Genomic DNA, 26274 nt, shown 5'->3' with positions numbered 1-26274 from the left:
AGAACCGCGCCCTCTACGAGGCCGTCGCCGCCCGGCAGCCCGAACTCGCCCAGGCCTGGGCGACGGTGCACGTCGGAGAGGTCGAGCAGTGGCTGCGGGGGCCCTCGACGCCGTGGAGTCCGAGCGCACCCGACGGGCTGGATCCCCAGGGGCCCGGCCCGTCAGGTGCGCACTGTCGTGCGGAGTCTGATCAGTTGATCGACCACCGCTGGAGGCCTGCTCCGCTGTCCGGCTGCTGGGTCACGAGCGCCCCACTGGTGGTGGAGGCCGTGGTGAGCAGTAGGCCGCTGCGGGCCGAGGCGACCGTGACGGAGCCGTCCGGGAGCTGCCGGACGTTCCACCGCTGGTTGCTGTCGCCGCTGCACTGCCACTGGATGATCGCGGCGCCGGCGGTGGTGGAGCCGCCGTTGACGTCGGCGCACATGCCGGACCTGACGTTGACGAGCTCGTAGGAGCCGTCGGATTGCCGGACGAACTGCCACTTCTGGTTGGTCTTGTTGCCCGCGGTCACCGTGGTGAGCTGGCGTCCCGCGGTCATGCTGTTGCCGTTGTCGAGCGCCTTGCCCCCGGTGATCAGACGGTGGGTTCCGCTGAAGTCGGGGGCGACCGTCCACGTGAAGGTGACCGAGCTGGTGGCCGTACCGGACGAGGCGGTGACGGTGACCTGCGAGGTCCCGGCGGCCGTCGGGGTGCCGCTGATCAGGCCCGAGGAGCTGATCGACAGGCCCGTCGGAAGGCCGGTCGCCGAGAAGGCCAGCGGCTTGCCGGCGTTGTCCGTGGCGTTCAGCTGCAGGGAGACCGCCGCCCCCGCCGTGCCGGACTGGTCACCCGGGCTGTTGAAGACGATCGTCTCGGGGGCCGAGCCGGTCTGGGCGAAGGAGAGGGTCTGCTCGGCGGCCGTGCGCCCGCCGCCGACCGTGCTGCCGGTGCTGTCCGTCCAGGAGCGGCCGGGCGTGGTCTCGGCGAGTCGGCCGGTGGTCGCGGACATGCCGATCACGAGGCCGCTGTAGCGGTTGACCAGCCGGAAGGTCCCCGGGTTCGAGGTGCTGGGGACGATCCACCACTGCTGTCCGGCGCTCGCGCCATTGCTGCCGGCCGCGGTGACGGTGGGGCGGGTGCCCCAGGCGCGGTTGGCGGTGGCGGTCGAGTCGACGCCGAGGAGGCCGCCGGTCGCCGAGTTGACGATGCGGTACGAGCCGTCGCCGTGGGCCAGGAACGTCCACGACTCCAGGGCGGAGCCGGTGGCGGAGGCCGTCGAGGTGGTCGCCGAGCCGCCGGAGACCTGGGCGAGGACCCGACCGTTCCCGCCGGCGATCCGGTAGGCCTTGGTCGTGTCGACCGGAGCGGCCGGTGCGCTCGTGTCCACGGTGACGTTCGCGTACTCGCCGTCGGAGGTCGCACAGCTGATGGAACAGTACGAACGGAAGGTCTTGCCGACGATCGTCGAGTCGGTGCGGTTCACGCTGTCCAGGAACCAGCGGTACCAGGAGCCCGAGGTGTAGCTGCCGCTGTCGCCGATCAGGGTCCACTTCTGCGTCGCCAGGTTGTCGGTGGCGTAGAAGCGCTGCGGGGCCGTGCCGGAGACGACCTCGGGCTCGCCGATGTACAGGCCGAGGTGGGCGTCATAGGCGATGTTCATGATGAACAGATCGGATTTCGCCGGGAGTTGGCCCGAAGCGACCTGCTGGTCGACGGTGCCCGTATTGGCCGGGTCGTAGTCGTCGGCGACCGGTGTGTAGCCGTTGGGGTTGCTCGCGGTGGCCGGCACCATGTTGCTTTCCCTGCCGCCGACGCCGGGCTGCGTCCAGGCGCCGTCGTACCACTTCTGCCACGAACCGCTCGCCATCTTGCCGGAGATCGGGGCGCGCGCGACGTGCGCGAGGCCGCCGTTGCTGCCGCCGACCCCGCCCTTGGGGATGACGCGGGAGCCGTAGTAGACGTAGAAGTAGCCCGAGGCGGTGTCCACGAACAGGCGGGGATCGCCGTTGCCGTAGTGGTACGTCTGGTTCGGGAAGGCCGCGCTGTCGCCGCGGGTGGTGCTGTACGCGGAGGTGATGGCGTGGCCCTCGATGGTCCAGGTCCGGCCCTGGTCGGTGGACTTGGCGTAGTCGATGGCGTCGTAGTGCAGCCCGTCCCCGAAGGGCTGCGGCGTGAACTCGTTGTGCACGAGCCCGTACCAGTCGCCGGTGTCGGGATCGACCCAGGTGCCGACGAGGTCGCAGTAGTTCTTCTGCGAGTAGCCGGAGCCGGCGGGGGCGGGGGTGGACTCCACTCCGGTGGGGCTGTTGTTGCAGCGCCAGGTGGTGTCGTTGTTCCGGTCGGAGCTGTTCGCCGGGTTCACGGCGTCGCTGATCGGCGACCTGGTGGCGGACTCCAGGTCCTTGCCCGTGTAGAACTCCCAGTACCGGGGGTCGTTCGAGCCGTAGAGGGCGGCGGACTGCTGGAAGTAGAACGTGCCGTCCTTGTCGATGTACGTCGCGGCCGGGGTGTCCGTGGGGTGCGCGTAGCTTCCGACCGATCCGACGGACACCGTGTAGGTGCCGGCGGTGGTCGTGGCCGAGGCCGGCGCGGCTACTGAGGCCGTGCCGACGGCGGCGGTGAGGGCGGTGGCGAGCAGGGCGCCACGGAACCTTCTTCGAGCGGCTGACACTGGTCCTCCCTAGGGGGTGGTGAGGTGTGCATGACACACACCTGCCCGATGGGCGGCCCCCTGCGGCGGATGCAGGGGACCGGGTCTCAGTCTTCCGTCATGCGGAAGTCGTACTCCGGGGTTACGGGTTTCCCTGGGTGCACGGCGAGCCACAGCCGGTCAGGGGACACCTCGCCCTCACGCATGCCGTCCACCCGGATCCCCTCGGCGAGCAGCCGCCGCACCCGCTCCTCGTCCCCTAGCGCGTATGCGGCTGTGGCCTCGGCGAGACGGACCCGGCCGTGGGCGCGGGCCGGTCCGCGCAGCGCCTCGACGACGGCAAGCGCCTCCTTCGGGCGTTCGGCCCGCAGGAGCGTGTCCAGGAGTTCGACGGTCAGCTCGAACAGCTCCGGACGCAGCCGGTGCGCCTCGGTCATCAGGTCCGCGGCCCCGGCGGGTGTACGGCAGCAGTGTGTGCGGGGCTCCGTACGCCGGGTTCCGGCGCATCTCGCCGTCGACCCCGGAGCCTTCCGCGGTGTACGAGGAGATGCCGTGCAGGATCGGCAGCGTGCCGACCGGGTCGGCGGCTCCCTCGATCCGCAGGACGTCGGTGCGCAGGGTCGAGGTCATGTCCCGGCTCATTTGCCGATCCCCACGGTCATGCCCTGGATGATCCGCGTCCCCATCCAGGAGAACAGCGCGATCATCGGGGCGAGGATGACGCAGACTCCGGCGAACATCGTTCCGTAGTCGAGCCCGTTGAGCTGCGCGGAGGCGACGAACGACGCGAGGGCCACCGGCAGGGTGGTCTGTTCCTGGCTGTGCGTCAGGACCAGGGCGAACAGCGTCTCGTTCCAGGCGCTGATGAACTGCAGGAGGAACGCGGTGATCAGCCCGCCGCGCGCCACCGGCAGCACGACCTGGACGAAGGACCGCAGCGGTCCCGCGCCGTCCAGGGCCGCGGCCTCCTCCAGTGCCGCCGGGATGCCGGAGAAGAAGCCCGTCAGCATGAAGACGGTGAAGGGCATCGCGAGACCGACGTAGACGAGGGTCAGTCCGAACTGGCTGTCCGTCAGGTCCACCTGGGCCATGCCCACGAAGAGCGGCACCACGAGGACCTGGCCGGGCACGCCGAGACCCATCGCGAAGGTCATCGTGAGCGCGGAGGAGGTCCGGGTGCGGCGGCGCGCGAGGGCGTAGGCGCAGGGGGCGGCGAGCACGACGGCCACCAGTGAGGACACCGTCGAGACGATGACGCTGTTGAGCGCGGCGGGCCCGAACCCGCCCTCGTCGAACGCCTTGGCGTAGTTGCCGAAGTGCGGCGGGAGGGGAAGCCCGAAGGCGTCGTGCAGGATGTCGGCGCTGCCCCGTATCGACGTCAGCGCGATCCAGAGGATCAGCAGGAGGTCCGCGGCCACCACGCACCAGACGAACGCCGTCGCGACCCGTCTCACCGGGCCGGCCGACCCGTGCTTGCTTCGCATGTGCTGTGACCTTTCTCAGTACTCGAGGGGCTCGCGGCGCATCAGCCGCCGCATGACCACCGTCACCACGGTCACCATCACCAGGCTGACCAGCGCGGCCGCCGTGGCCATGCCGAGCCGGGGCACCGTCGCCTGCGGGAACGCCTGGGTGTACACGTACAGCGCGGTGTTCCAGCTCTCGGCCGGCGGATAGGAGCTGCTCGTGCCGCCGAACAGCAGGATCAGTTCGAAGATCTTCACCGAGCTGACCGTCCACAGCACCGCGCAGACCGAGATGACGTCCCAGGCGCACGGCAGGGTCACGTGGCGGAAGCGCTGGAAGGCGTTCGCGCCGTCGAGTTCGGCGGCTTCGTAGAGGTGGGGCGGGATCTGGTCGACGGCGGCCATGATGATGGCGGTGTAGTAGCCCGTCGCGGTCCAGATCAGCGTGCCGAGGATCATAGGCAGCAGGTTGTCCGTCGACAGCCACTTCGGCGGTGTCGTGACCCCGAGGAAGTGCAGCGTCTTGTTGACCGGGCCGTCCGGGGAGAACAGGAACCCCGCGGCGATGCCGAAGACCATGCCGTTGACCAGGCAGGGGAAGAACAGCACGGACCTGGCGAAGAGCCGTGCCCTCATCTCCCGCAGGACCAGGGTCAGGAGGAAGCTGATCGCGAAGGTGAGGGTCCCGCCGATCACCATCAGCTTGAGGGTGTTGACCAGCGAGGTGCGGAAGAACGGGTCCTCGAAGAGCAGCTGGTAGTTCTTGAGCCCGCGCCACTCCATCTCGCCCATGCCGTCCCACTTGTACAGGCTGGTCCAGATCGCGTAGCCGACCGGGGCGAGGAAGAGGACGGCGTACGCGAGGATCGCGGGCGCGGTGAACGGCAGGAACATCCGGCGCTGCTGACGGGCCTGGGGGCCGACGCCATGGCGTCGGGAGGCCCGGCCTGCGCCCCGGACGGTGTCCGTCCGGGGGCGGTCGTGGAGCGTGGTGGTCACGGTCTCAGCCCTGGGTCTTCCAGTACGAGACCTGGTCGGCCTTGGACTCGGCGACGTACTGCGCGGCGGTGCTCTTGCCGTGCCAGAGGTCGAGGTAGTTCTGGCTGAAGACCTTCGCGGGCCACTCGCCGGCGACGCCGTCGAAGGGCAGGCGGACGGTCGAGCCGCTCAGCGCCTTCTGCGCGGCCTCAAGACCGGCCGGGGCCGGGACGTCCTCGCGGGGCGTGATGTTGAGCGCGGTCGTCGCCATGCCCGCCATCTGCTTCTTCTGCATGAAGAAGGCGATGAACTTCTCCGCCGGTTCCGCGTGCTCGGCCTTCTTCGGGATCGAGAAGCCGAACAGCGTGGCGTCCGCGCTCTTCGTCCCGGGCGGCAGGATCGAGCCGAACTTCCACGTCGAAGGGACCTGCTTCGCGACCTCGGCGGTGACCCAGCTGCCGTTCATGAGGAAGCCGGCCTTGCCGCCGGCCCAGTTGGTCTGCTGCGCCGGGTACTTCGTCGCGTCGTAGCCGGGGATGAGGTACCCGCCCTTGACGACCTGTTCGACCTGCTGCGCGGCCTTGAGGACCGCCGGGTCGTCCCAGGCGGCACCGGACTTGTCCGCGGCGAGCTTGTTCACGTCGACGCCGCCCGCGTTCAGCAGGTAGTCGAGATAGAGGCCGTTGGTCCAGTAGTCCTCGCCCTCGGAGGCGAAACAGGGCTTCTTCCTGGCCTTGAGCGTGTCGCAGACCTTGAGCAGACCGGCCCAGTCCGTCGGCGCGCTCGGCATCGCGGCGCTGACGTCCGGGTCCGCCGCGTTGTAGTAGAGGCCGGTCGTGGCGACCTCGTACGGGATGACGTAGTGGTTCGAGCCGCCCGGGTCCTTCGGCAGCATGTCGAAGTACTTGGCCGGGATGACCTGGGAGACCGGGACGTTCTCGCCGGGCACCTGCGCCGAGAGGACGGACGACAGGTCACGGGCCTGGCCGGCCGAGGCGACGGCCCCGTAGATCGCGTCGTTGGCCTGGTCCCACAGGTCGGGGGCCTCGTTCGCGGCGATCGCCGGTCCGATCTTCTTCGAGACGTCACGGCCGACCCAGTCCACCTCGACCTTGATGCCCGTCGACTTGGTGAACTCGGCGATCGACGCCTTCAGGACCTGGCCCTGCGGCTCGTCGGCCCGCCACATCGACCAGTAGGTGAAGCTCTTCGCGTCGCCGCCGCCGTCCGAGTCGCCGCCGCACGCGCTGAGCCCGAAGGCGAGGGCGGTGACGGTGAGGGCTCCCACGGTACGGGTGACCGCGGGGAGGGTGGAGCTGCGCATGGGTGTGTCCTCTCGGTGGTGCTGAATGGTTGGGAACCGTAGAGGTCAATTGACCGGTAAAACAAGACCCTTGGCGGGAATTGGTGATCGATCGTGTGTGATTGTGGGGTGTTGGTGTCCGATCACTGCGCATTCGCCCGAGGAATCGATCAAGGAGTCTTGACTCGCTTCGCGTGAGGCCTTTAGGTTCGAGCCACGTTGATGGACCGGTCAAATGTGGGAGCGCTGATGGTGACGATGCAGGACGTGGCCGAACGCGCAGGCGTCACGAAACAGACCGTCTCGAACGTCCTCAGCGGCCGTGTGGCCGTACGTCCCGCGACCGCCGCCCGCGTGCGCGCCGCGATCGACGAACTCGGCTACACGCCCAACCTGGTGGCCCGGTCCCTGGCCACCGGGAGCACCAAGACGGTCGGGCTCTTCGTGCCCACCGTGGCCGGCGCCTTCTACTCCGATGTGGTCGAGACCGCCGAGGACGTCCTGGAGGAACACGGCTACCACCTGCTCCTCTGCACCACCCGCCTCGACGGCGAGCGGGCCCGCCGACACCTCGCCGGCCTCACCAGCCGCTCCGTCGACGCCTTGCTCATCGCGGGAGACCGCGACCTCATCGACCATCTGCCGCTCCTCGCCGATGCCCGCTTCCCCGTCGCCCTGTGCGCCTGGGAGACCGACGCACCGGTCGACTTCCCCGTGGTCACCATCGACTACGAGCACGCCGGCTTCCTCGCGGGACGCCATCTGCGCGAGCTCGGCCACGAGTGCGTGGCCGTCCTGACCAGCCCGGACCACACCCCCCGCGTGGCCGGGTTCCGGCGTGCGTTCGCCGCCGACGGCCTGACCGTCCCCGACAGCGCCGTCCACATCGCGGCCGAACCCAGCGCGGCGGGCGGCTTCGCCGCGGCGAACGCGGCGTTCGCCGCCGACCCGGCGCTCACCGCGATCTTCGCCACCCACGACATCCTCTCCCTGGGCGTCCTGGAGGCCGCGCGGACCGCCGGACGCTCCGTACCGGACGACCTCTCCCTCGTCGGTCACGACGACGACCCCGAAGTCCGCTTCGGGCTCGGGCGACCGGCGCTCACCAGCGTCGCCGTCCCCACCCGTGCCATGGCCCGCCAGGCCGTCGAACTGCTGCTGCGCGCCCTCACCAAGTCGGGCACCGTGGTCAACTCGCTCCAGCTGCTGCGGCCCGAGCTCGTCGTCCGCGACAGCACGTGCCCGCCCCGGCCTGACCAGGGGTGAGCGCACGGGGGTGCGCGCCGGCTTCCGAAACCCCCGAAAGGACACCTCCGTTGCCGAAGGACCGCCGCCCTCCCGCGGACCGCCTGTGGTACCGCACCCCCGCCACCCGCTTCCTCGAAGCGCTGCCCCTCGGCAACGGACGCCTCGGCGCGCTGCTGTACGGGGCGGGGGAGCAGGGGCGCCCGGGAGAGACCGTGCACCTCAACGCCGACACCCTCTGGTCCGGCGGCCCCGGCCCCCGCGACCGAGTCGGCGCGGCCGACCACCTGTCGTCGCTCCGGGCCGCCGTCCTGGCCGACCGCGACCACGGCGCCGCCGAGGCACTCGCCGAACGGATGCAAGGACCGTATTCCCAGGCGTACCAGCCGCTCGCGACCCTCCATCTGACCTGTGGGGATGACGGCCCTGCCGAGGACTACATCCGCGCGCTCGACCTGGACACCGCCGTCCACCGGGTCTCGTACCGTACGGGCGGTGCCGAGATGCTCCGCGAATCCTTCGTGTCGGCGCCCGCCGGTGTGTTCGTCACCCGCGTCACCGCGAGCGGCGGCGGACGCGTCGACCTCACCGCACGCCTCCACACCCCCCACCCGGACGCCCGCCACGCCGGCGACGGAACCGGGGCCGTGGTATCGGGGCGGGTACCCGCGCACCTCTCCTTCGGAGAGGACGACCCGGTGCGCTACGCAGCCGGCGAGGGCATGGGCTTCGCGGCCGGACTCCGCGTGATCGCCACGGGCGGCTGCACCGCCTGGGCCGACGGCACGGTGCGGGTCGACGGGGCGGACGAGGTGCTCCTCCTGGTGGCGGCCGGGACCGGCTACCGGGGGCCCACCACACCGTCGACCGGCCCCGACGACGGGCCCGTCGCCGAGGTACGCCGCCTCCTGGACGCCGCCGCCGGCCTCCCGTACGAGAAGCTGCTCGCCGCACACGTCGCCGACCACCAGCGGCTCTACCGCCGAGCCGCACTGCACCTGGGGACGAAGGTATCGGAACTCCCCACCGACGAACGGCTCGTGGCCGGCCAGGACGATCCTGGGCTCGCGGCCCTCCTCTTCGCGTACGGTCGTTATCTCCTGATCGCCTCCTCGCGCCCCGGCACCCAGCCCGCCAACCTGCAGGGCATCTGGAACACCGAGGTCGCCCCGCCCTGGAACGCCAACTGGACGACGAACATCAACCTGCAGATGAACTACTGGCACGCCGAGACCACCGGCCTCGCCGAATGCCACGAACCGCTCCTCGACCTGATCGCGGACCTCGCCGAACCCGGCGCGCACACGGCAGCCACCTACTACGGCGCCCGCGGCTGGACCGTCCACCACAACCTCGACCTCTGGCGGGGCACCCACCCGGTGTCGGGCTCGCCGTCGTGGGCGAACTGGCCCATGGCGGGCGCATGGCTGTGCGCGCACCTGTGGGAGCGGCACCTCTTCGACGGGGACCGCGCGTTCCTGGCGGAGCGGGCGTACCCGCTGATGCGGGGCGCGGCGGAGTTCCTGCTCGACCTCCTGACCGAGGACGGCGAGGGAGCCCTCGTGACCTGCCCGTCCACTTCGCCCGAACACCACTTCCGCCTTCCGGGCGGCGGCCTGGCCGCCGTGTCGGCCGGCGCCACCATGGACCACTGGCTCGCCGCGGAACTCCTCGGCCGCACCGCCGAGGCGGCCCGCCTCCTGGCCGTGGACCACGACTTCGCAGACACGCTCGACGCGGTGCGGGCCCGCCTGCGCCCACCCCGCACCGACGACGAGGGACGTCTGCTCGAATGGTGGGAGGACCTGCCGGAGGAGGACCCGGGTCACCGGCACCTGTCCCACCTCTACGGCCTCTACCCGGGCGACGCCGTCGACCCGCTCACCGCCCCCGCCCTCGTCGAACCGGCACGGCGGGCCCTCGCACGCCGCCTGGAGCACGGCAGCGGCAGCACCGGCTGGAGCCGCGCCTGGGTGGCCGCGCTCGCCGCCCGCCTGGGCGACGCGGAACTCGCCCACGAGAGCGTGCGGACCCTCCTCGCGGAGTACACCGCACCCAACCTCTTCGGCCTGCACCCGCCGGACCTCTTCCAGATCGACGGGAACTTCGGGATCGCCGCCGCGATCGGCGAGATGCTGCTGCAGAGCCACAACGGCGTGCTGCGCCTGCTGCCCGCGCTCCCGGAGGCCTGGCCCACGGGCTCGGTGACGGGTCTGCGCGCGCGGGGCGGCACCGGCGTCGACCTCCACTGGGCCGGGGGAGTCCTGACGGAGGCCGTCCTGGACGCGACCCGAAGCGGCACCCTCACGATCCGGCTCCCGGCCGGCACCCCGCCGCACCTCACGGTCACCGAAGCGGGCGGCGCCCCTGCCGAGGCCGACATCGACCTCGGCAGGACCGGCTCCGGACCACGTCTCCGCGTCGAAGCCCGCGCGGGGACGGCGTACCGGCTGTCCGTCACCCGCTGAGGCCGCGTGCGTCACGTCCTGCACGGGCGTGCCGTAGAGGATCACCTCGTTGAATCCGCCGAGCTTGAGCCGCAGCACCTCGCGGTACTTCATCGACGGCGGGGCGGCGTCGCCCACGTAGGCGTAGTTCTGATGGACGTTGGCGCCGCGGAGGTGGATCCGGGTCCCGTTGAGGTGGAAGCCGTCCGCCCGGTAGTCGATCCGATGTATGCCGGTGCGGGTGGTCACCGTGTCGACGAGCCGGCCGTCGGCGAAGACCTGACTGACCAGGCTGTACAGGGAAGGGGAGTCGGGATGCCAGAGCTTCGGCCGGGTCACGCTCAGCGTCTGCGCATAGGTGGTGGCGCCGCCTCCCGGCACGGAGACGGTGTCCGTGGCCTGTGCGACCGCCGTGCCCCGGGCGTCGTAGAGGACCGTGGTCAGCGTGGTCCGGGCGGCGGTCTCCGTCCGGTTCGCCACGTGGGTCCTGACCTTGGCCGTCGCCCGCGTCGGGGTCGCCTTCGGGTAGGTCACGGACACCCCGCCCCCGGCGACCAGGTCCTCCTGGAGGGCGTCGGAGATGTGGACCGGTTCCGTGACGCGGAGCGTGACGCCTCGGTAGATGCCGCCGTACGTGAGGAACCCGAGCTCGTTCCGCGGCTTGCCGGGAGGGGTGAGCGGGTCGTCGAGGTTGGACACGCGGACCGCGAGGACGTTGTCGCGGTCGAAGAGGACCTCGTCGGTGATGTCGACGACGAAGCCCATGGTCCCGCCGAAGTGCTCGGTGAGCTTCTCCCCGTTCAGGTAGACGGCGCAGTCGGTCTGGACCCCGTCGAAGACCACGGTGTGCCGCCGCCCCCGGTCCTGCGGGTCGACCCGGAAGTACCGCCGGTACCAGCCGATGCCCGCGTAGACGTCGTAAGCGGAGGGCCGCTTCTTCTCCAGCCGCATGGTGTGCGGCAGCGAGACCGCGGCCCACGCCGAGTCGTCGAATCCGGGCTGCTGGGCTCCGGTGGCGTCGTCGCGCCAGAACGTCCAGCCCGTGTTGAGGTTCAGCACACGGCGTCCGCCCGTGGCCGTCGCCTCCGCGGGCACCAGGGCGGCCCCCACACCGGCCAGGCCCGCGGCGAGGACACCCCGCCGCCTCATCCCACCGGTGTTTCCGATCACGTTCGTGTGCTCCTCTGCTGATGTGATGTCGTCCGGCGACGGAGGGCGGGGCAGGTCCGTCGCCGGTCCTGCCCCGCCCCCCCGGGGGTACTGCGGGCGGGGTCAGGAGACCTTGATCAGCCGCCACTGCTGGTTGGTGCCGCCGGTGGTGATGTACTGGTCGACGGAGGCGCCGCCGGAGGTCGAAGCCCCGCGTACGTCGAGTGCGTAGCCGTTGACGCGGGACTCGATGCTGTACGTGCCGTTGTTCGCCGGGGCGATCACCCACTGCTGTTCGGGGCCGCCGTTCGTGCTCCAGATGCCGAGCTGGGTGCCGGGCCAGGTGGTCGCCTGGGGGACCGTCAGGGGCTTCAGGCCGGCGGCGCCGGTGACGGTGTAGTAGCCGTCGCCGTTCCGGGCCAGGGTCCACTGCTGGTTGGTGCCGCCGTTGTCGGGCCACTGGATGGCGGGCGTGCCGTCGGCGGTCTGGCCGCCCGAGGCGTCGAGGAGCTGGCCGCTGTTGGCGTTGACGATCTTGTACGTGCCGGAGAGCGCGGGCGTGGTGCCCGGGGTGACGCGGAAGTTCGCGTACTGGACGGGGTAGTAGCCGGCGGTGCCCAGGCCGACCTGTCCGCCGCCGAAGCTGCTGTCGGTGACCGTGGCCCGGGTCTGGCCGTCGATGGCGACCGTGATCGAATCGCCCTGGAAGGTCAGGGCGAGGTTGTGCCAGGTCCCGGTGCCGGGTGCGGGCACGGTCCCCTCGGCGAGCGGCGGGACCGTGGTGTCCCAATCACCCCAGGGACGGCCGGACTTCAGGAGCTTCCACGTGCCGGTGTCGCTCAGGCGCAGGTGGTAGGCGTTGAGGCCGTTGTTGTTCTTGTCCTGGGTGCCGATCCGGCCGAGGAGCTCGGCGGAGCTGCCGCCCTGCTCCAGGAGCACGTCCGCGCTGACCGTGTAGTCGCTCCAGCTCTGCTCGCCCATGATGGTGTACGGCTGGTTGGACTTCTCGTCGGTCCATTGGATGGGCGAGACCGGAGACATCTGGCGCAGGCAGGAGCCGGTGCGGCCGCCGGCGCAGGGCGCCGCCTCGAAGGCGCCGTTCATCGTGGAGAAGTACGTGGCCTCCTGGCCCTTGGTGTAGCCGCCGAGGGAGTCCGTGTACGGGAGGGCCAGCTGCTTGCGCTGCGGCGGTGTCGTGACGGCCGCGCCTCCACCGGTGGTGGTGGTCACGGTGTAGACGCGCCCCGGGGCCAGCGTGAGGCTGTACGTTCCTCCGCTGGCGGTCAGATCGGCGCCGCGCACCATGTGCGGTGTGGTGGCGCCGTTCTGGGAGAGGTCGGTGGACCACACGTGCAGGGTGCCGCCGGGGAGACCGCCGGTGACCTTCAGGTTCACCGTCTGCGCGGCGGTGGCGTCCATCGTCTCGAAGACGGTGCTCCACGCGGACTTGTCCGGCGCCGCGTAGCTGACGTAGCTGCCCGTGGCGGCGTTGCCCGCTCCCAGGTAGCCGGTGGCGGTGTTCAGGTACTTCCATCCGGGGGAGGTGAACTGCGTGGTCTGGGCGATGGACCAGGTGGTGCGGCCGACGCTGTAGTGGCCGGACCACGGCTGGTTGGCGGTGATCAGCCCGGCGTCGTGGAAACCGAGGTTCTGGTAGAGCGAGGCGACGAGCGGCCAGTTGATGTACGCCGTCATCTTCGCGTCGATGTAACCGCGGTTGATGGCACGGGCGACGGGGACCGCGCCGGCCTCCGCGCCCTCCGAGCCGTTCTCGCTCGCCCAGATCGGCTTCCCGAGGTTCTGCGCGTCGGCGGACGAGGAGCACTGGGTCATCGCCGACATGTAGCCGCAGTTGTAGTGCGAGCCGGCGACGTCCACCGCGTCGTACAGGGCGGGGTCGTTCTTCATGGCGGTGGCGATCTGCCAGCCCCACGACTCGCCACCGAGGATCTTGGTGGAGGCGTAACCGCGAGTGAGAAGGGCCGACTTGAGGGACTTGTACCAAGCGGCGTCGAAGTCGCGCTCGTTCCAGCCGCCCATGTAGTCGACGGTCAGGCCGTGCTGCTCGGCGCAGCCGAGCCAGGTGATCAGATAGTCGATCATGTCCTGCGAGTAGAAGTCGTGGTTGCCGATCCAGCCCGGGGCGCCCCAGGACAGGGCGGCGAACTTGATGTTCGGGTTGCGTGCCTTCGCCTGCTCCATCAGCCACCATTCGTAGCCGGCGTTGCAGTCGACGACGCCTCTGCTGTGCTCGATGCCGGCCTCGGCGCCGTCGGTGGAGTTGGTGTCGCCGCCGACCTCGACCTTGAGGATCTGCAGGCTCGCCCCGTAACCGGGCTTGAAGAGGTAGTCGAGGATCTCGCCCTGCTGGGCGGTCGGGTAGTCGCGCAGCAGGCGGGTGTTGCCCCCGCCGCCGCTGATCGCCCCGATGCCGTCGAACGTCCTTCCGGCGCTGGTGCCGTCGATGGTGATCGTCGATTTCGGGGCGGCGGCGCGCGCCTGGGTGGTCGCCTGGCCGTTCACGGTCGCGATGGTCAGGAGCGCGGCGGCGACGGTCGTCATGCGTGTGACCAGTCGGCCGTTCGCTCTGAGGGGTGTGCGCACGGTGCGGTCCCTTCTGGACTCGGTCGGGTGCCTGCGTGCGGGCATGCGGATCCGGCCCCGGTGGCAGTGACGCAGGCGCTGCGTGGGGGCGGCAGTGCGGGTCGGGCCCTGAGTGAGACGAGGGGTGGGGATCCGTCCGGACGGTCGACGCTGTGAGCCCACGACGGATCGGATGGATTCTCACCACTCGGCTGCCGCCTGTCCAGGGAATGAACAACAAAATCGCGCACTGGATGCTTGATCTTGCTCAATGGAGCGGTAAAGCAAACGATTTCTTGCGGAATCTTCGAGCGCACCCTTGACGTCCGTGCGAACGCGGCGTTTTCTGCGAAGTGAGGTGCGTTGGTTTGCGCTTGGTTTTGTTGGGTTGTGTTGACCGTTTCATCCTTGATGCTCTGGAGTTCTCGTGAACGCCATCCACAGCCGTCCCACTTCTCTGGTCGTGGCCGTCCTCGGTCTCACCGCATGCTCGACCGGTCAGGAGTCCTCCGGCTCCGGCGGCGGCACCAAGCCGGTGCAGGGCAAGATCTCCCTGACGTACCTTGCCCTCGTACCGCGCATCGGTTTCTCCGGTGTGCAGATGGGCGGCGAGGTCGGACCAAGCGACGCTCGACATCCTCGGCGACCGCGAGGTCATCGCGGTCGACCAGGACCCGCTGGGCAAGCAGGGCAAGGTCATCAGCTCCGAGGGCGGCCGGTGGGTGATCGTCAAGCCGATGGCGGACGGCAGCCGCGCGATCGCCCTGTTCAACGAGTCGGACCGGCCCCAGCGCATCGCGACCACCGCGAAGGCGGCGGGCCTGCCCGGGGCGCGTGCGTACACGGTGCGCGATCTGTGGCAGCACGCGACCTACAACGTCGCCGACACGTTCTCGGCCACCGTCCCCGCTCACGGCACCGTGCTCGTCCGCCTCTCCGCCGACGCGGGCTGGGCGTCGTATCCGCCCGCGGTGGAGCTGGGCCAGTCCGCCCCGTTCCTCACCGCCGGTAAGGAGTCCACCGTGACCACCACGGTGACCGACCTCGGTCGTACGGCGGCGCGCAACGTGTCGGTGCGGCTCTCCGCCCCTGGCGGCTGGAGCGTCGAGCCGGTGTCCGGTACCACCGCGAAGTCCCTGCAGACCGGGGACCGGCTGAGCACCGACTGGCGCGTACGGCCCCCGGCCGGGACGCCGATCGGCTCGTACGACACGACCCTGACCGCGACGTACACCTCCCCCAACGGCGTCCAGGCGACCAGCACGCTGTCACCGTCGCAGCGCCGCCCCCGGCCGGGACGTCGTACCTGAGCGACGCCAGGTGGCTGAGCGTCGAGAACGGCTGGGGACCCGTCGAGAAGGACACCAGTGTCGGTGAGGCCGCGGCCGGGGACGGCAGGCCCCTCACCATGGGCGGCGTCGTCCACGCCAAGGGGCTCGGGGCGCACGCGTACAGCGCGGTGGAGTACTACCTCGGCGGCCGCTGCACCTCGTTCTCGGCGCAGGTGGGCCTCGACGACGAGACGGGAACCAACGGGACGGTGGGGTTCGAGGTCTGGGCGGACGGCCGCAAGGCGGCGTCCACCGGTGTCCTGACCCACGCGACGTCGCCGCAGTCGCTGACCGCCGATCTGTCGGGCGCCGAGACCGTGTGCCTCGTCGTCACCGACGGCGGGGACGGCGTGAGCCACGACCACGCGGACTGGGTCGACGCGGCGGTCACCTGCTGATGCGACGGCGCCCCTGCCAGGCGCTCCTCTCCGGGTGCCCGGGCCGGAGCGCCGTTCGCGCGGCCTGCCTGCCAGCGTGATCCCCTTCGGGACCGGTCAGTGCTGAGGCGTTGCGCCGCCCCCGGGGATGAGGAGGGCGGGCAGGTCGGCGAAGGAGTCGAGGACGTGGTCGGGCGTCCCGGAGGCGGCGCGGTGCGTCTCGGGGAGGTACTTCCCCGTCTTCACCAGTACGCCGGTGATGCCCGACCGCTGGGCGGCCAGCACGTCGGACTCGATGTCGTCGCCGACCATCAGCGCTTCCGACGCGTCGACGCCGAGGTGGGCGAGAGCGCTCGTGAAGAACGCAGGCGCCGGCTTGCCCGTCACCTCCGCCTCGGTACGGGCGGCCTTCTCGAGTCCTTCGAGGAACGCCCCGGTGTCCAGGTCGAGGCCGCCCTCGGTGCGCCAGTACAGATTGCGGTGCATCGACACCAGCCGGGCCCCGCCCTGCAGTTGCCGGAAGACCCGGTTGAGGGCCTCGTAGCCGAACTCGGCCCCCGCGCCCCCGAGTACGACGACGTCCGCGTCACCCTCGTCCACGAGCGTGACGCCCGTCAGGTCGTCCCGTACGTCTCCGCTGTTGAGCAGGAGGCAGCGCGCGCCGGGGAAGCGCTCACGCAGATACGCCGCGGTGGCCGCCGGCGCGGTCAGGATGTCGCCGGCACCCACGGGGAAGCCGAGGCCGGCCAGTCGCGAGGCGATGACGGCCCGCGTACGGGACGTGTTGTTGGTGACCAGGGCCACGGGGAGCTCCGCAGCGCGCAGCTGCTCCATGGCTCGGACCGCTCCGGGCAGCGCCTTCCAGGAAACGGTGAGGACGCCGTCGATGTCGATCAGGGCGGCTCGGATTCCCTCCATGGACCCGACCGTAGCCCAGGCACCCGCTGACCGCTCCCGCGGCCGTGCGACCGGGCCCCGCTCTCAGCGTGGTCCGTGGGTCCGCAGGAAGGGCAGGGGGTCGCCGTCCAGTCGGCCGGTCGCGTCGAGGTCGAGCAGGGCGGCGAGTGCCTCGGCGGTGTAGGTGCGTTCCGGGGTCAGGCCGGCCTGCGCCGAGGCGCGGTCGAGGGCCCGGTCACCGGCGGCGGTGGGGTGGGCGTAGCCGTCGCCCAGCCAGGCCGTCTCGGTGCCGATCGCGTCGGGGGCGGGCCCGGCGTCGTGAGGAAGGGCAGCGAGTCGGCCAGTTCGGGACAGTGCCGGTGCAGCAGCGGAGGTCGCATGGGGGAGAGGGCAGATCCCCAGCCGCCGACCGGACCGGCTTCGGCGTCGATGGTGAGCCGGCCCGTTCACGGGGTCACGATCGGGAACTCCGGTTCGGGGGTGTCGAGGACCGCGAGCAGCCGGGACAGGAGCGTGCGGTCACCCGTCATGGTGATGCCGTCGGTGCCCTTTCCGGCGAGGAGGGAGATGAGCTGGGCCTTGGTCATCGTCATGGTCAGGCCCGCGTCGGGGGCGGGGCGGGTGTCCGCGGTCCAGGTGAGCAGGCCGTTGGCGAGGCGCAGGTGCCAGTGGTCGGCGCCGATGTGCCAGTCCAGCGCGATCCGCAGGGACCAGGCCTTCGGGCCGTCGACGCGGACGGCGAGGCTGTCGATGATCTGGCCGACGGTGAGGGCCAGGTACATGTCGGGACCGAGGGTGGCGGTGGCGTGCGGCGTGATGCCGTGGAGGAGTTCCTGGGCTCCGGTGAGGTAGAAGTTCCGCCAGACGGCGTTCTCGACGGCCTGCCCCAGACGGGTGTAGAGCGCGGCGAGTTGGCGCCGGGCCCGGTCGTCCCCGGGGTCGTTGAAGACGGCGTGGTTGAGCAGGGTGACGGCGAAGCGCAGCTCGCCCCGGTCGGCGTAGTGTCGGGCGCGGGCGCGGACCGCGGCCTGGCCGCCCAGGGACTCCACCCAGAGGCGTGCCTCCTCGGCGGGCGGGTGTTCCCAGAGGTGGGCCGGGTTGCCGTCGAACCAGCCCATGTACCGCTGGTAGACCGCCTTGACGTTGTGGCTCAGCGCGCCGTAGTAGCCGCGATTGGCCCAGACGCCTTCGAGTTGGGGCGGGAGCCGGAAGGTCTCCGCGATCTCGGTGCCGGTCATGCCCCGGTTGATCAGCCGGACGGTCTGGTCGTGCAGATAGCCGTACAGGTCCCGCTGGTGGGCTAGGAGGTCGACGATGGCGTCGTTGCCCCAGGTGGGCCAGTGGTGCGAGGCGAAGGCGACGTCGGCGGTTCCCTCGTAGAGACCGATCGATTCGGTGAGGTAGCCGGCCCACGCGTGGGCGTCGCGTACCTGGGCGCCGCGCAGGGTGAGGATGTTGTGCATGGTGTGGGTGGCGTTCTCGGCCATGCACACCGCGCGCAGGTCGGGGAAGAAGAAGTTCATCTCCTCCTGGCACTCGGTGCCCGGGGTCATCTGGAACCGGATCCGCACCCCGTCGAGGACGACCTCCTCTCCCGTGGTGCCGATGAGCTGGGTGGGGGCGATGAGTCCGACGGTGCCGAGCGAGACCGTGAGGCCGAGCCCGCAGCCGACCTGCGCGCCCGCGTTCTTGGGGAGCGTGGAGCCGTACATGTAGGCGGCGCGGCGCGCCATGGCGGTGCCGACGTACACGTTCTCGCTGACCGCGTGCTCCATGAAGCCCTTCGGAGCGAGGACGGGCACGTCCCCGGAGCCGTCCGGCAGCACGCCCCGGCAGCCGCCGAAGTGGTCGACGTGCGGATGGGTGTAGATCATCGCCCGGACCGCGCGGTCGCCGCGGTGGGTGCGGTAGAGCCGCAGGGCGGCGGCGGCGGTCTCGGCGGAGATGAGCGGGTCGATGACGATGATGCCGGAGTCGCCCTCGACGATCGTCATGTTGGACAGGTCCAGGCCCCTGACCTGGTAGATCCGCTCGGTGACCCGGTACAGGCCCTGGCGCGACAGGAGTCGCGCCTGCCGCCACAGGCTGGGGTCGACGGTGTCGGGGCCGCCCTTGCCGCCCTCCGCGCCGGCGAGGAAGCGGTACGCGTCGGGGTCCCAGACGGGCTTCCCGGCGGAGGTGGTGATCGGTCCGCCGGTGAACGCGGCGATGAATCCGCGGTCCGCGTCGGTGAAGTCGGCCTCGTCCTCGTACGGGAGCCCGTCGGTTCGCGTGGGGGTCGGCATCTCCTGGGGCAGGCGTCCGTGTCCGGCGAGCGCCTGGGCGGTCTGCGGATTCAGGGAGACGGAGGCGGCCGCGGCGCCCATCGCGGCGGCGGCCGCGACGAAGCCGCGCCGGTTCATCGGAGTCATGGCAGGGTCACGTCCTTACTCGGCTCTCGGTGAGGACGCCCACTATTGCAGTCAGACTGCAATACGAGTCAAGGGGTGCGCGGCACGACGTTCAGGAGGGCCCGCAGCGTGCGGTCGATCGCCGCCCCGGCCGCCGTCTCGTCCAGCCCTCGACGGGACCGCAGATGGTCCCAGACCGCCCAGGAGGAGGAGGCCTCCAGCGCGTCGAGCAGCCCTCCGGGCTCTTCGGCCTCCGGCATCCGCCCCAATTCCGGCGCGAACACCGCGGCGAGGTCCGCCCGGAACCAGGCGTCGCCCTCCGCCATCACCCCGCGCAGGCCCGGCGAGTCCGGTTCCAGGCCGAGCCCGATCTTCCGGATCGGCGTCATCACCTCGTACATCCGGCCGCGCTGCGAGACGAGGGCCCCCACCTTGCGTGTCGTCTCCCACGCGGGCGGAACCGGGTCCGCGTGAGCACGCCACAGCTCGGCCTGCCGCCGCGCGGCCGCCACGTACAGCGCCTCGCGGTCGGCGAAGTGCACGAACACCGTTCGCTCGGACACTCCCGCCCGCTCCGCGATCGCCTTCCTCGTGGGTTCCCGGCCGCTCTCCGAGATCAGCTGGAGCAGCGCGTCGAGCAGCGCCGCGTACGTCCACTCCGGGTCCCGCCGACGCCGCCCCCGCGCACCGGCGTCCGCACGTCCGGGGCCCCTTCCCGCCTCTGTGTCGCTCACCGACCCATGGTGGCAGAGGGGCGCCGTGGTCTCGGAACGGCCGCGCGCTCGGCGTCGACGTGACCACCGCCGCCCGCCGCCCGCCGCCCGCCGCCCGCCGCTGGGAACACCGTCGTCGCCGGCCACCTGCAGACCGGCAGGGTCCGCGCCCACGACCTGCTGCGGATGATGGCCAGTGGCCACCGGACGGCCGGCCCGGGCGCGGCCATCGCTCGCACGGTTCTCATCGGTGAGCGGGAGGCCCATGACGGGTCCCGGGCTGCTGCAGCCGGGCAGCGAGCTCCCCGGGCAGGGCGTCCCGGTTCGCCGCAGTGAGGCGGACGACCTCGATGTCGGCACGCCGTCTGAGGGCGTCGGTGAACGCATCGCGGTGCGTGTGGACCGTGGCAACGACGTCGACCTCGGCGACGAAGAGAGCATCGACCGCGTCCCGGAACGCGGCACACGCCAGTTCCATGCGCCCCAGCTCGTCGATGAGCACCAGCCGCCCCATCGACTCCGCCGTCGCCGCCGGCCGCAGCGTCGGCAACGCCAGTCGTTCCATGACGCCCAGGTCGACGCCGTATTTCCCTACCCGCGGCGGACCGGGCAGGTCGACGTGGGCGAGCACCTCACGTCGTCCTGCCAGGGTCTCCAGGGCGAAACCGACCCGGGCGCCGGATTGCCGGATCTCCTCGGTGGTGAAGCCGGTGAGCGGGCGGGTGGGCAGCAGCGCGGCCAGTCGGCGGAGGGCGGTTGTCTTCCCCGCTCCGGGGCGGCCCTCGAGCAGGATCCTTGTCGGCACACCGCCATCCTCGCCCCGCCTGCCGAGGTGGGGCGGGTGGGCTCGGCCGAGCGAGGGGTTTCGGGTGCGGACCGGTGCCGAAGCGGCCGCCCGCGGGTATGGCGGCGCGCATGAGCGGAATTGAACTCAGCAGCACCGCGTTCGACGACAGCGCGGAGATCCCCCGTCGCCACAGCGGGGAGGGAGAGAACCTCTCACCGCCCCTGACCTGGTCGGGGGTGCCCCAGGAGGCCACGGAGCTGGTGCTCCTGTGCGAGGACCCGGACGCGCCGGGGACGACCTTCCTGCACTGGCTGGTGACCGGCATCGATCCGGGAACCGCCGGCGTGGCGGAGGGCCGGAAACCCCAGGGCGGACTGCCGTGGCCCAACGGATTCGGGCACGTCGGCTGGGGAGGGCCGATGCCCCCGCCGGGGCACGGGCAGCACCGCTACTTCTTCCGGCTGTACGCCCTGTCCCAGCCGCTGCCGCTGCGCGGCCACCCGGGCGCCGAGGACGTGCACCGCGCCTTGAAGGGCAGGGAGCTGGCCTCGGGCACCCTGGTCGGGACCTATCGGCGCTGAGCGTGTCATCGCCGGTGGTGTCACCCCTGGTCGTAGCCGTGGGCGCCGCATCGCCGGACGGACGTCTCCGGTGAGGCCGATCGCGGAGACCGTCGTCGCGATCGGCGAGGGCTGGGTGGCCACCTGCCCGCAGGGGAGTGGAACGGCAGCGCCGCCGGTGTCAGGACGGTGTCCCGGGGTCGGTGTACCGCAGCAGGGCGCCCACGCCCTCGTACAGTCTCAGCTCGCTCTCCGGTACGACGACCAGTTCGGCGCCCGTACCGACGAGGGCCCTGACCAGGGCCTCGTCGGCGCGCTCCTCACGAGGGGCCCGCACGCCGAAGGACGTCAGCTCCGCCTCGCTCAGGGCGAGCTGCGTGGGCTGCGAGCCTGCCCAGAGCCGTAGCGAGGACGAGGGCGGACGGTTCAGGAGCAGCGCCGCCACCTGGCCGCGCTGGAGGGCGGCCACAATGGCGGCCAACCCTTCCGCCACGGGTCCGTCCAGGGCGCGCCGACCGATGAAGATGTCCACGAGTTCCCGGTCGTGCGCGGCCATGCGGCCGCGGAAGACGCCGTCGAGCTGCGGCTCCAGCAGGGCGCGTCCCGTGTCGGTGGGGGTCCGGCCGCCCACGCGTACGACCTTGTCCCGAAGGGCGAGCGGCAGGCGGCGGATCAGTACGTTGCACGCCCACTCGTCGCCGCCGACGACGACGGCGTCGGCATGGGCGCGCCGCGCCCATTCGTCCAGTCGATGGCCGAGCCGGAGGGCGGTGCGGTGCCAGGTCGCCACCGCGACCCTGCGATGCAGCCTGTCACCCGGGGTGACGGTGGACGCGGGCCAGGTGCCGGTCTCCGCCTCCAGCGTCACCCAGCCGTGGGTTTCGGCGGTCGGCAGGCCGCCGTAGTGGACGACCACGGCCATGTAGGGGATCTCCGGAACGTGCTGGGTCACGAGGGGCATCGCCTCCGGCAGGGTGCTGTAGCGCGCGGAGTCGTGCTCGGGCGGCCGGGGCAGCTCCCCGTTCAGGACGAGCGTGCCGTGGGCGGAGAAGAGGGTCTGCCCGTGCACCCCGGGCACCTCGGTGTCGGTGCCGACCGCCTCGTCCAGCACGTTCAGCAGCCCCCGGTCCGCGCCCTGACGGGACAGGCTCTCGCGCAGTCGCCGCCAGCGTAGCGCGATCGCACGATCGGGATGCTCGATGTTCCGGGAGGTGTCCAGGTACACGGAGACGTACGGTCCCGGCTCTGCGTAGAGGGGCTCCAGGAACGACAACCTCATCGTCACTCCTCCTCCATGGTGCCGATGGTCTCCTCACCTTCGATGATGCATCCCACAGAGGGCGACGGACCCCGACGAGCGCAGCCCGCCGGGTCGGCGGCCCGAGGTGACGCCCACGCCCGAGCCGGACGGCGTCAGGGGCAGGGGTCGATGAAGTGCCGTTCTCGGCCACGGGCCCTTCAGCGGGTGATCAGGGCCCGACCGGTATGGTCCGCGGCCCGGACGAGTGAAGCGGTACCCCGTCCGTGCCGTCGTGGATAGAACGGAGGGTCGTGGGCTGCGGACGCGGACACGTCCAGCACCGGCGCAGCCGCCGCGCTCCCTACAGGTCACGAGGGTCGGAGATGAACCGCCGGCGGCCGGTCATCGACCCACCTCCTCGGCAGAACACGCGGCTTCCTTCCGCAGGATCTCCCGCTCCAGCGCCGGCTCGCGGACCTGCCCGCGCAGACGGCGCAGTCCCTCGAGCTCCGCAGGGTTCAACGGATCCTCACCGCCCGCACCAGACACGCCCGCTTCCGCCCGCGACCCACTGGCGCAGCGACTCCGGGTTGACACCCGGCTCCCGCGCCCCGGCCCGATGCGCCGCCCGACGGACCCCGGCCCCGCCCCGCCCGGCTCAGGACGAGTCGCGGGCTCCGCGTGGAATCGTCAGCTCCGTCAGGAGCGCCTCGCCGGGGCGGAGGTCTGTCCAGGTACCGGACCAGGTCAGGACGGCGATCGCAGAGGTCGGGAACTTGGTCCGTACTCGGTCCAGCGCGTTCCCGACCGCCCGGGCCGCGAGCAGCATGATCAGGTCCTCGAGGCCCGGGTTGTGCCCGACCAGGAGCAAGGTCGCGACCTCGTCGGGTACGCCGTGGAGGACATCGAGCAGTTCCGGGGCGTCCGCCCCGTACAGCCGCGGGTCGTGGCGGGTCGGCACGGGGCCGTCCAGCTCCGCGGCGGCCAGCTCCCAGGTCTGGCGGGCGCGGCGGGCCGGGGAGCACAGGGCGAGGTCGGGCAGTACGCGGCTCTCCGCCAGGAAGCTCCCGGCGGCCGGGGCGTCGCGCAGCCCGCGCGGGCCGAGGGGACGGTCCTGGTCGGCAACGCCCTCCGGCCAGGCGCTCTTGGCGTGCCGCAGGACGAACATCCGGCGCGGTCGGCCGTCGGCGGATCCGGCGCGCTCTGCGGTCTCGGTGGAGGGCGGCACATCCTCGAGCGTAAGGGGCGGGCCGCCGAACGGCCATGGGCGCCACGGGTACGTCCGCACGTCGTCGTAGGCGCGGGCCCGGTCCCGTACGAGCTCGGGCGGTGTGCCCGTCGCCGGATCCGTGAGGGCCGTACTCTCCAGGACCTGGCGTAGGCGGGTCCGCACGGCACGCCACACGTCCGGCATGGGAGCCGCCGTACCCCGGTACCCCGGCCCTGTCGGCTTCAGGTCCCGCACACTGACGAGTGGCCCGTCCATCGTGCACCAGCGCCGACCGGGTCCGCGGCGTGATCCACGACTTCGACGCCACCGGCACGGAACCCGGCGGTGCGTCACTCACAGCAGGACGGAAGCGACCTGAGCCGGCGTCATATGCCAGTGGTGCCGTCGATGCGCTCCCGGAGCAGGTCGGCGTGGCCGTTGTGGCGGGCGTACTCCTCGATCATGTGGACGTAGATCCAGCGGAGGTTGACGTCCTGCTCCATGAAGCGACCTGTGTCGGTCAGAGCGCGGTCGGCGCAGAGCTCGCGGGCGCGGGCGATCTCCGCCTGCCAGGTGGCGAGGGCGTCGTGCAGTGTGGCGCCCTCGGCCAGTTCGAAGCCGCCGTCGGGGGCGGACGGGGCGGCCTGCGGGTCGTGGACGGGCGGGGCCTGTTCTCCGGCGAACACCCGGCGGAACCAGTTCCGCTCCACCTCTGCCATGTGCTGGACGAGGCCGGTCAACGTGAAGTCGGACGGTGGCACGGACGCGACGGCGGCCTGCCCGTCGTCCAGGCCCTCGCACTTCATGGCGAGGGTGGCGCGGTGAAAGTCGAGCCGGCTTTCGAGCGTGGTGCGCTCGTCGGCGTTCAGGGGCGGCAAGGGCGTTCGATGGCGCTCATCGGCCGATTGTCGCGAGCGGCCTAAACCGTCGACAGGCAGGGCCTCCGGCAGGGCGAACGTCGCCTGATGCGGCACTGGCACCGGGAGAGCGAGTACCGCCGTGCAGGAGGTCCGTCGTCACGGAGTCCGTCGGGACCGGTCCGGGCGTCACGAGTGGCCCCCGTGGTGAGGGTGCCCCGTGCCGGGCGTCGGACTCGTCGTGGACGGCGAGTCCGAGAGCGGGCCGACCGGTCCCACGGCCACTCCGAGCGCGTACGACCCCATGAAGACCAGGGCCATCAGCAGGAGGAATCCTCCGAGGACGACGGGCGGTGACGCGAACCGCCCTGTCGCTTTCGCAGGGGAGGGCGATTCTCGCGGCTTGTCCATCGGCGGCCTCTCCAGGGCGTGTCGTACGGCACCGGAGGGATCGGGCCGTGTTTCCGGAGGAGTCGGACGGTCGCGCCGTTCGGTTCCCGGGGCGGGATCACGGTCCGACACCCTGATCCCGCCCCTGTCACGTACGCGACGCTGGGGTTCGGGCGAGCGCCGGCGCCCGCGTGAACCGCCTGCGAGCCGGCACGTCACCGGCTGAGGCGGTCACCGCCAGGGGCACTTCCTCCTCATCGCCCCGCAGCAGGGCGACCAGGGAGGTCCTGGCCCGTGCGACCCGCGAGCGGACCGTGCCGACAGGACAGCCGATGGCTTCGGCTGCCTCGGCGTAGGGCAGGCCCAGGAGCTGGGTGAGGACGAAGGCGTCCTTCCGCTCGGCCGGGATGGCGGCCAGGAGTTCGGCGAGTGCGATGCCGTCCTCGAAGCCGGGAAGGCCCTGGGGCTGGGTGTGTTCGGCCTCCGCCTGCCAGTCGTCGCGGTCGGACAGACGCGGCCGGGCGGCCGCGTGCCGGAGACTGTCGACCACCGTCCGGCGGGCGATCGACAGAAGCCAGGTGCGGGCCGAGGACCGCCCCTGGAAGCGGGGCAGCGCGGAGAGTGCGCGGAGGAACACCTCCTGGGTGAGGTCGTCGGCTGCCTGACGATCGGCGCTGAGGTAGGCCACATAGCGCCGGACGTCGCGGTGCAGAGCACGTACGAAGAGGTCGGCCTTGGCGGGGTCGCCGTCCCGGGCGGCCAGCGCGAGCCGTGTCGTCGTCGCGTCGGTGTCCGCGTCCGGCACATGTGCCGAGCGGGAGGGTTTAGCCGGGCTCTGAGGGAGGGTGTCGTGGGCAGGAGTCATCGCCACAAGTCCTTACGAGGCAAAGGGAATCCGGCCGGGCGCGCGGATGAGGGCGGCGCCGGGCCGGTGACTGGTACGGCCGGCCGCGACCGAGCGGAAGCGGCATGACCGATGCCCGAGGGACGGAACTGGGCCGTCGAGCTCGGGGAGCCGGCTGTCAGAGGACAGCGAGTGCCTGGGGAGGACCTCGGGAGATGACGGAATGGGCGAGCAGAAGCTGCCGCGGAGCGTGCTCGTCACCGGGCCGCACCGGCCGGAAGCGCGGCCGGTTCCGTACGACGGGGACGAAGGACGCGAGCAGCGGACCCAGGGGGCGGAAGAGCCGCAGGGAAGCGGCGCGCAGAAGGCGGAACGCCGCCTGCTCGCCGTACGCCATCCACAGTCCGCTCAGGAGAGCGGCCAGGAGGTGGGCCGACAGCATGCCGAAGGACGACGACATGTCTGTCATGTCGTGCCCGGTCGGGGACCCGGAGATCATGCCGACGGACGAGGTCATGTCCCCGTGGCCCATGGCCGCGTGCGACATGTGCGCGTGTGCCGCACGTACGTCGCCCATCGACATCGACATCGGCATGGCCGTCGGCATCGACATCGGATTCGTCGGCTGGGACCAGGAGAAGGCCGTGTGGAGCGTGCTCTGCACGACCACGCTCGCCGCGGTGACGGCGAGGAGGCCGCGCTCGCGGCTCGCGAGGACCCAGGTGACCGCCACGGTGGCGGCGAAGGCGAGGGAGAGCGTCCAGGCGGGCACACCCTGCCCCGACATCAGGATGTGGCCGGTGGCAGCGAGCAGCACACAGACGGCCGCGAACATCGCGGCCCGCGCTCCCCGCGAACATCGGCCTGGTGTCATGGCG

General features: G+C 71.4%; 19 protein-coding genes and 2 pseudogenes. 4 read left to right on the top strand and 17 right to left on the bottom strand.

What is annotated here, in order from left to right; all coding sequences use genetic code 11:
- Nucleotides 1–190 precede the first annotated feature (190 nt).
- From ACFYX3_RS32755 to ACFYX3_RS32735, 5 genes are all read right to left on the bottom strand, one after another.
- On the bottom strand, nt 191–2650 hold the full coding sequence (locus ACFYX3_RS32755) for an RICIN domain-containing protein (protein WP_389021236.1): 2460 nt from the start codon (nt 2648–2650) through the stop codon (nt 191–193).
- Nucleotides 2651–2736: 86 nt separating this feature from the next.
- Nucleotides 2737–3066 (bottom strand): hypothetical protein, encoded by a 330-nt coding sequence (locus ACFYX3_RS32750; RefSeq protein WP_389021233.1) that lies wholly within the window; start codon nt 3064–3066, stop codon nt 2737–2739.
- A gap of 201 nt (nt 3067–3267) precedes the next feature.
- Nucleotides 3268–4113 carry a carbohydrate ABC transporter permease gene (locus ACFYX3_RS32745; RefSeq protein ID WP_389021230.1) on the bottom strand — a complete coding sequence of 282 codons (846 nt, stop codon included), beginning with the start codon at nt 4111–4113 and terminating at the stop codon, nt 3268–3270.
- A gap of 15 nt (nt 4114–4128) precedes the next feature.
- On the bottom strand, nt 4129–5094 hold the full coding sequence (locus tag ACFYX3_RS32740; RefSeq protein ID WP_389021227.1) for a carbohydrate ABC transporter permease: 966 nt from the start codon (nt 5092–5094) through the stop codon (nt 4129–4131).
- Nucleotides 5095–5098: 4 nt separating this feature from the next.
- Complete coding sequence (locus ACFYX3_RS32735) at nt 5099–6397, bottom strand: ABC transporter substrate-binding protein (RefSeq protein WP_389021223.1); 1299 nt, start codon at nt 6395–6397, stop codon at nt 5099–5101.
- Between the two features lie 201 nt (nt 6398–6598).
- Between ACFYX3_RS32735 and ACFYX3_RS32730 the strand changes: the two genes are divergently transcribed.
- Entirely contained in the window at nt 6599–7642 is a 1044-nt protein-coding gene (locus ACFYX3_RS32730) for a LacI family DNA-binding transcriptional regulator (protein WP_389021220.1), read from the top strand.
- A 50-nt stretch (nt 7643–7692) separates the two neighbouring features.
- A complete protein-coding gene (locus ACFYX3_RS32725) occupies nt 7693–10089 on the top strand; it encodes a glycoside hydrolase N-terminal domain-containing protein (RefSeq protein ID WP_389021216.1) in 2397 nt (798 codons plus the stop codon).
- Between the two features lie 219 nt (nt 10090–10308).
- On the opposite strand, the pseudogene ACFYX3_RS32720 reads toward ACFYX3_RS32725, so the two are convergent.
- Both ACFYX3_RS32720 and ACFYX3_RS32715 read right to left on the bottom strand, forming a co-directional pair.
- Nucleotides 10309–11019: pseudogene (locus tag ACFYX3_RS32720) on the bottom strand (sugar-binding domain-containing protein); the annotation flags it as partial.
- A 321-nt stretch (nt 11020–11340) separates the two neighbouring features.
- Nucleotides 11341–13779, bottom strand: coding sequence for an RICIN domain-containing protein (locus tag ACFYX3_RS32715; protein ID WP_389021213.1), 2439 nt, complete (start codon nt 13777–13779; stop codon nt 11341–11343).
- Nucleotides 13780–14414: 635 nt separating this feature from the next.
- On the opposite strand from ACFYX3_RS32715, the pseudogene ACFYX3_RS32710 reads away from it, so the two are divergent.
- A pseudogene (locus ACFYX3_RS32710) lies at nt 14415–15529 on the top strand (NPCBM/NEW2 domain-containing protein); the annotation flags it as partial.
- A 96-nt stretch (nt 15530–15625) separates the two neighbouring features.
- Here ACFYX3_RS32710 and ACFYX3_RS32705 read toward each other — a convergent pair.
- The 5 genes from ACFYX3_RS32705 to ACFYX3_RS32685 all read right to left on the bottom strand — a co-directional run bounded on the left by ACFYX3_RS32705 (nt 15626) and on the right by ACFYX3_RS32685 (nt 20313).
- Nucleotides 15626–16426 (bottom strand): TIGR01458 family HAD-type hydrolase, encoded by an 801-nt coding sequence (locus ACFYX3_RS32705; RefSeq protein ID WP_389021210.1) that lies wholly within the window; start codon nt 16424–16426, stop codon nt 15626–15628.
- 63 nt (nt 16427–16489) lie between these two features.
- Nucleotides 16490–16855 (bottom strand): hypothetical protein, encoded by a 366-nt coding sequence (locus ACFYX3_RS32700; RefSeq protein ID WP_389021207.1) that lies wholly within the window; start codon nt 16853–16855, stop codon nt 16490–16492.
- Complete coding sequence (locus ACFYX3_RS32695; protein ID WP_389021204.1) at nt 16852–18816, bottom strand: alkyl/aryl-sulfatase; 1965 nt, start codon at nt 18814–18816, stop codon at nt 16852–16854. The genes ACFYX3_RS32700 and ACFYX3_RS32695 overlap by 4 nt, the downstream gene beginning before the upstream one ends.
- A gap of 68 nt (nt 18817–18884) precedes the next feature.
- Nucleotides 18885–19529 carry a TetR/AcrR family transcriptional regulator gene (locus tag ACFYX3_RS32690; protein ID WP_389021201.1) on the bottom strand — a complete coding sequence of 215 codons (645 nt, stop codon included), beginning with the start codon at nt 19527–19529 and terminating at the stop codon, nt 18885–18887.
- 223 nt (nt 19530–19752) lie between these two features.
- Nucleotides 19753–20313 (bottom strand): nucleoside-triphosphatase, encoded by a 561-nt coding sequence (locus tag ACFYX3_RS32685; protein ID WP_389021196.1) that lies wholly within the window; start codon nt 20311–20313, stop codon nt 19753–19755.
- A 110-nt stretch (nt 20314–20423) separates the two neighbouring features.
- Between ACFYX3_RS32685 and ACFYX3_RS32680 the strand changes: the two genes are divergently transcribed.
- On the top strand, nt 20424–20876 hold the full coding sequence (locus ACFYX3_RS32680) for a YbhB/YbcL family Raf kinase inhibitor-like protein (RefSeq protein WP_389021191.1): 453 nt from the start codon (nt 20424–20426) through the stop codon (nt 20874–20876).
- 160 nt (nt 20877–21036) lie between these two features.
- Here ACFYX3_RS32680 and ACFYX3_RS32675 read toward each other — a convergent pair whose 3' ends face one another.
- The 5 genes from ACFYX3_RS32675 to ACFYX3_RS32655 form a co-directional block, all read right to left on the bottom strand.
- A complete protein-coding gene (locus ACFYX3_RS32675) occupies nt 21037–22134 on the bottom strand; it encodes a hypothetical protein (RefSeq protein WP_382661082.1) in 1098 nt (365 codons plus the stop codon).
- Nucleotides 22135–22753: 619 nt separating this feature from the next.
- Nucleotides 22754–23263, bottom strand: a complete 510-nt coding sequence (locus ACFYX3_RS32670) for a SixA phosphatase family protein (protein WP_389021374.1) — start codon at nt 23261–23263, stop codon at nt 22754–22756.
- 428 nt (nt 23264–23691) lie between these two features.
- On the bottom strand, nt 23692–24183 hold the full coding sequence (locus tag ACFYX3_RS32665; RefSeq protein ID WP_389021186.1) for a DinB family protein: 492 nt from the start codon (nt 24181–24183) through the stop codon (nt 23692–23694).
- 517 nt (nt 24184–24700) lie between these two features.
- A complete protein-coding gene (locus ACFYX3_RS32660) occupies nt 24701–25417 on the bottom strand; it encodes a sigma-70 family RNA polymerase sigma factor (RefSeq protein ID WP_389021183.1) in 717 nt (238 codons plus the stop codon).
- A 157-nt stretch (nt 25418–25574) separates the two neighbouring features.
- Nucleotides 25575–26270, bottom strand: a complete 696-nt coding sequence (locus ACFYX3_RS32655; RefSeq protein ID WP_389021180.1) for a hypothetical protein — start codon at nt 26268–26270, stop codon at nt 25575–25577.
- Nucleotides 26271–26274 lie beyond the last annotated feature (4 nt).

Origin of the sequence: Streptomyces sp. NPDC002463 (assembly GCF_042889835.1) — a bacterium.
GTDB lineage: Bacteria > Actinomycetota > Actinomycetes > Streptomycetales > Streptomycetaceae > Streptomyces > Streptomyces nymphaeiformis.
This window is presented reverse-complemented; position numbering and strand designations above follow the sequence as displayed.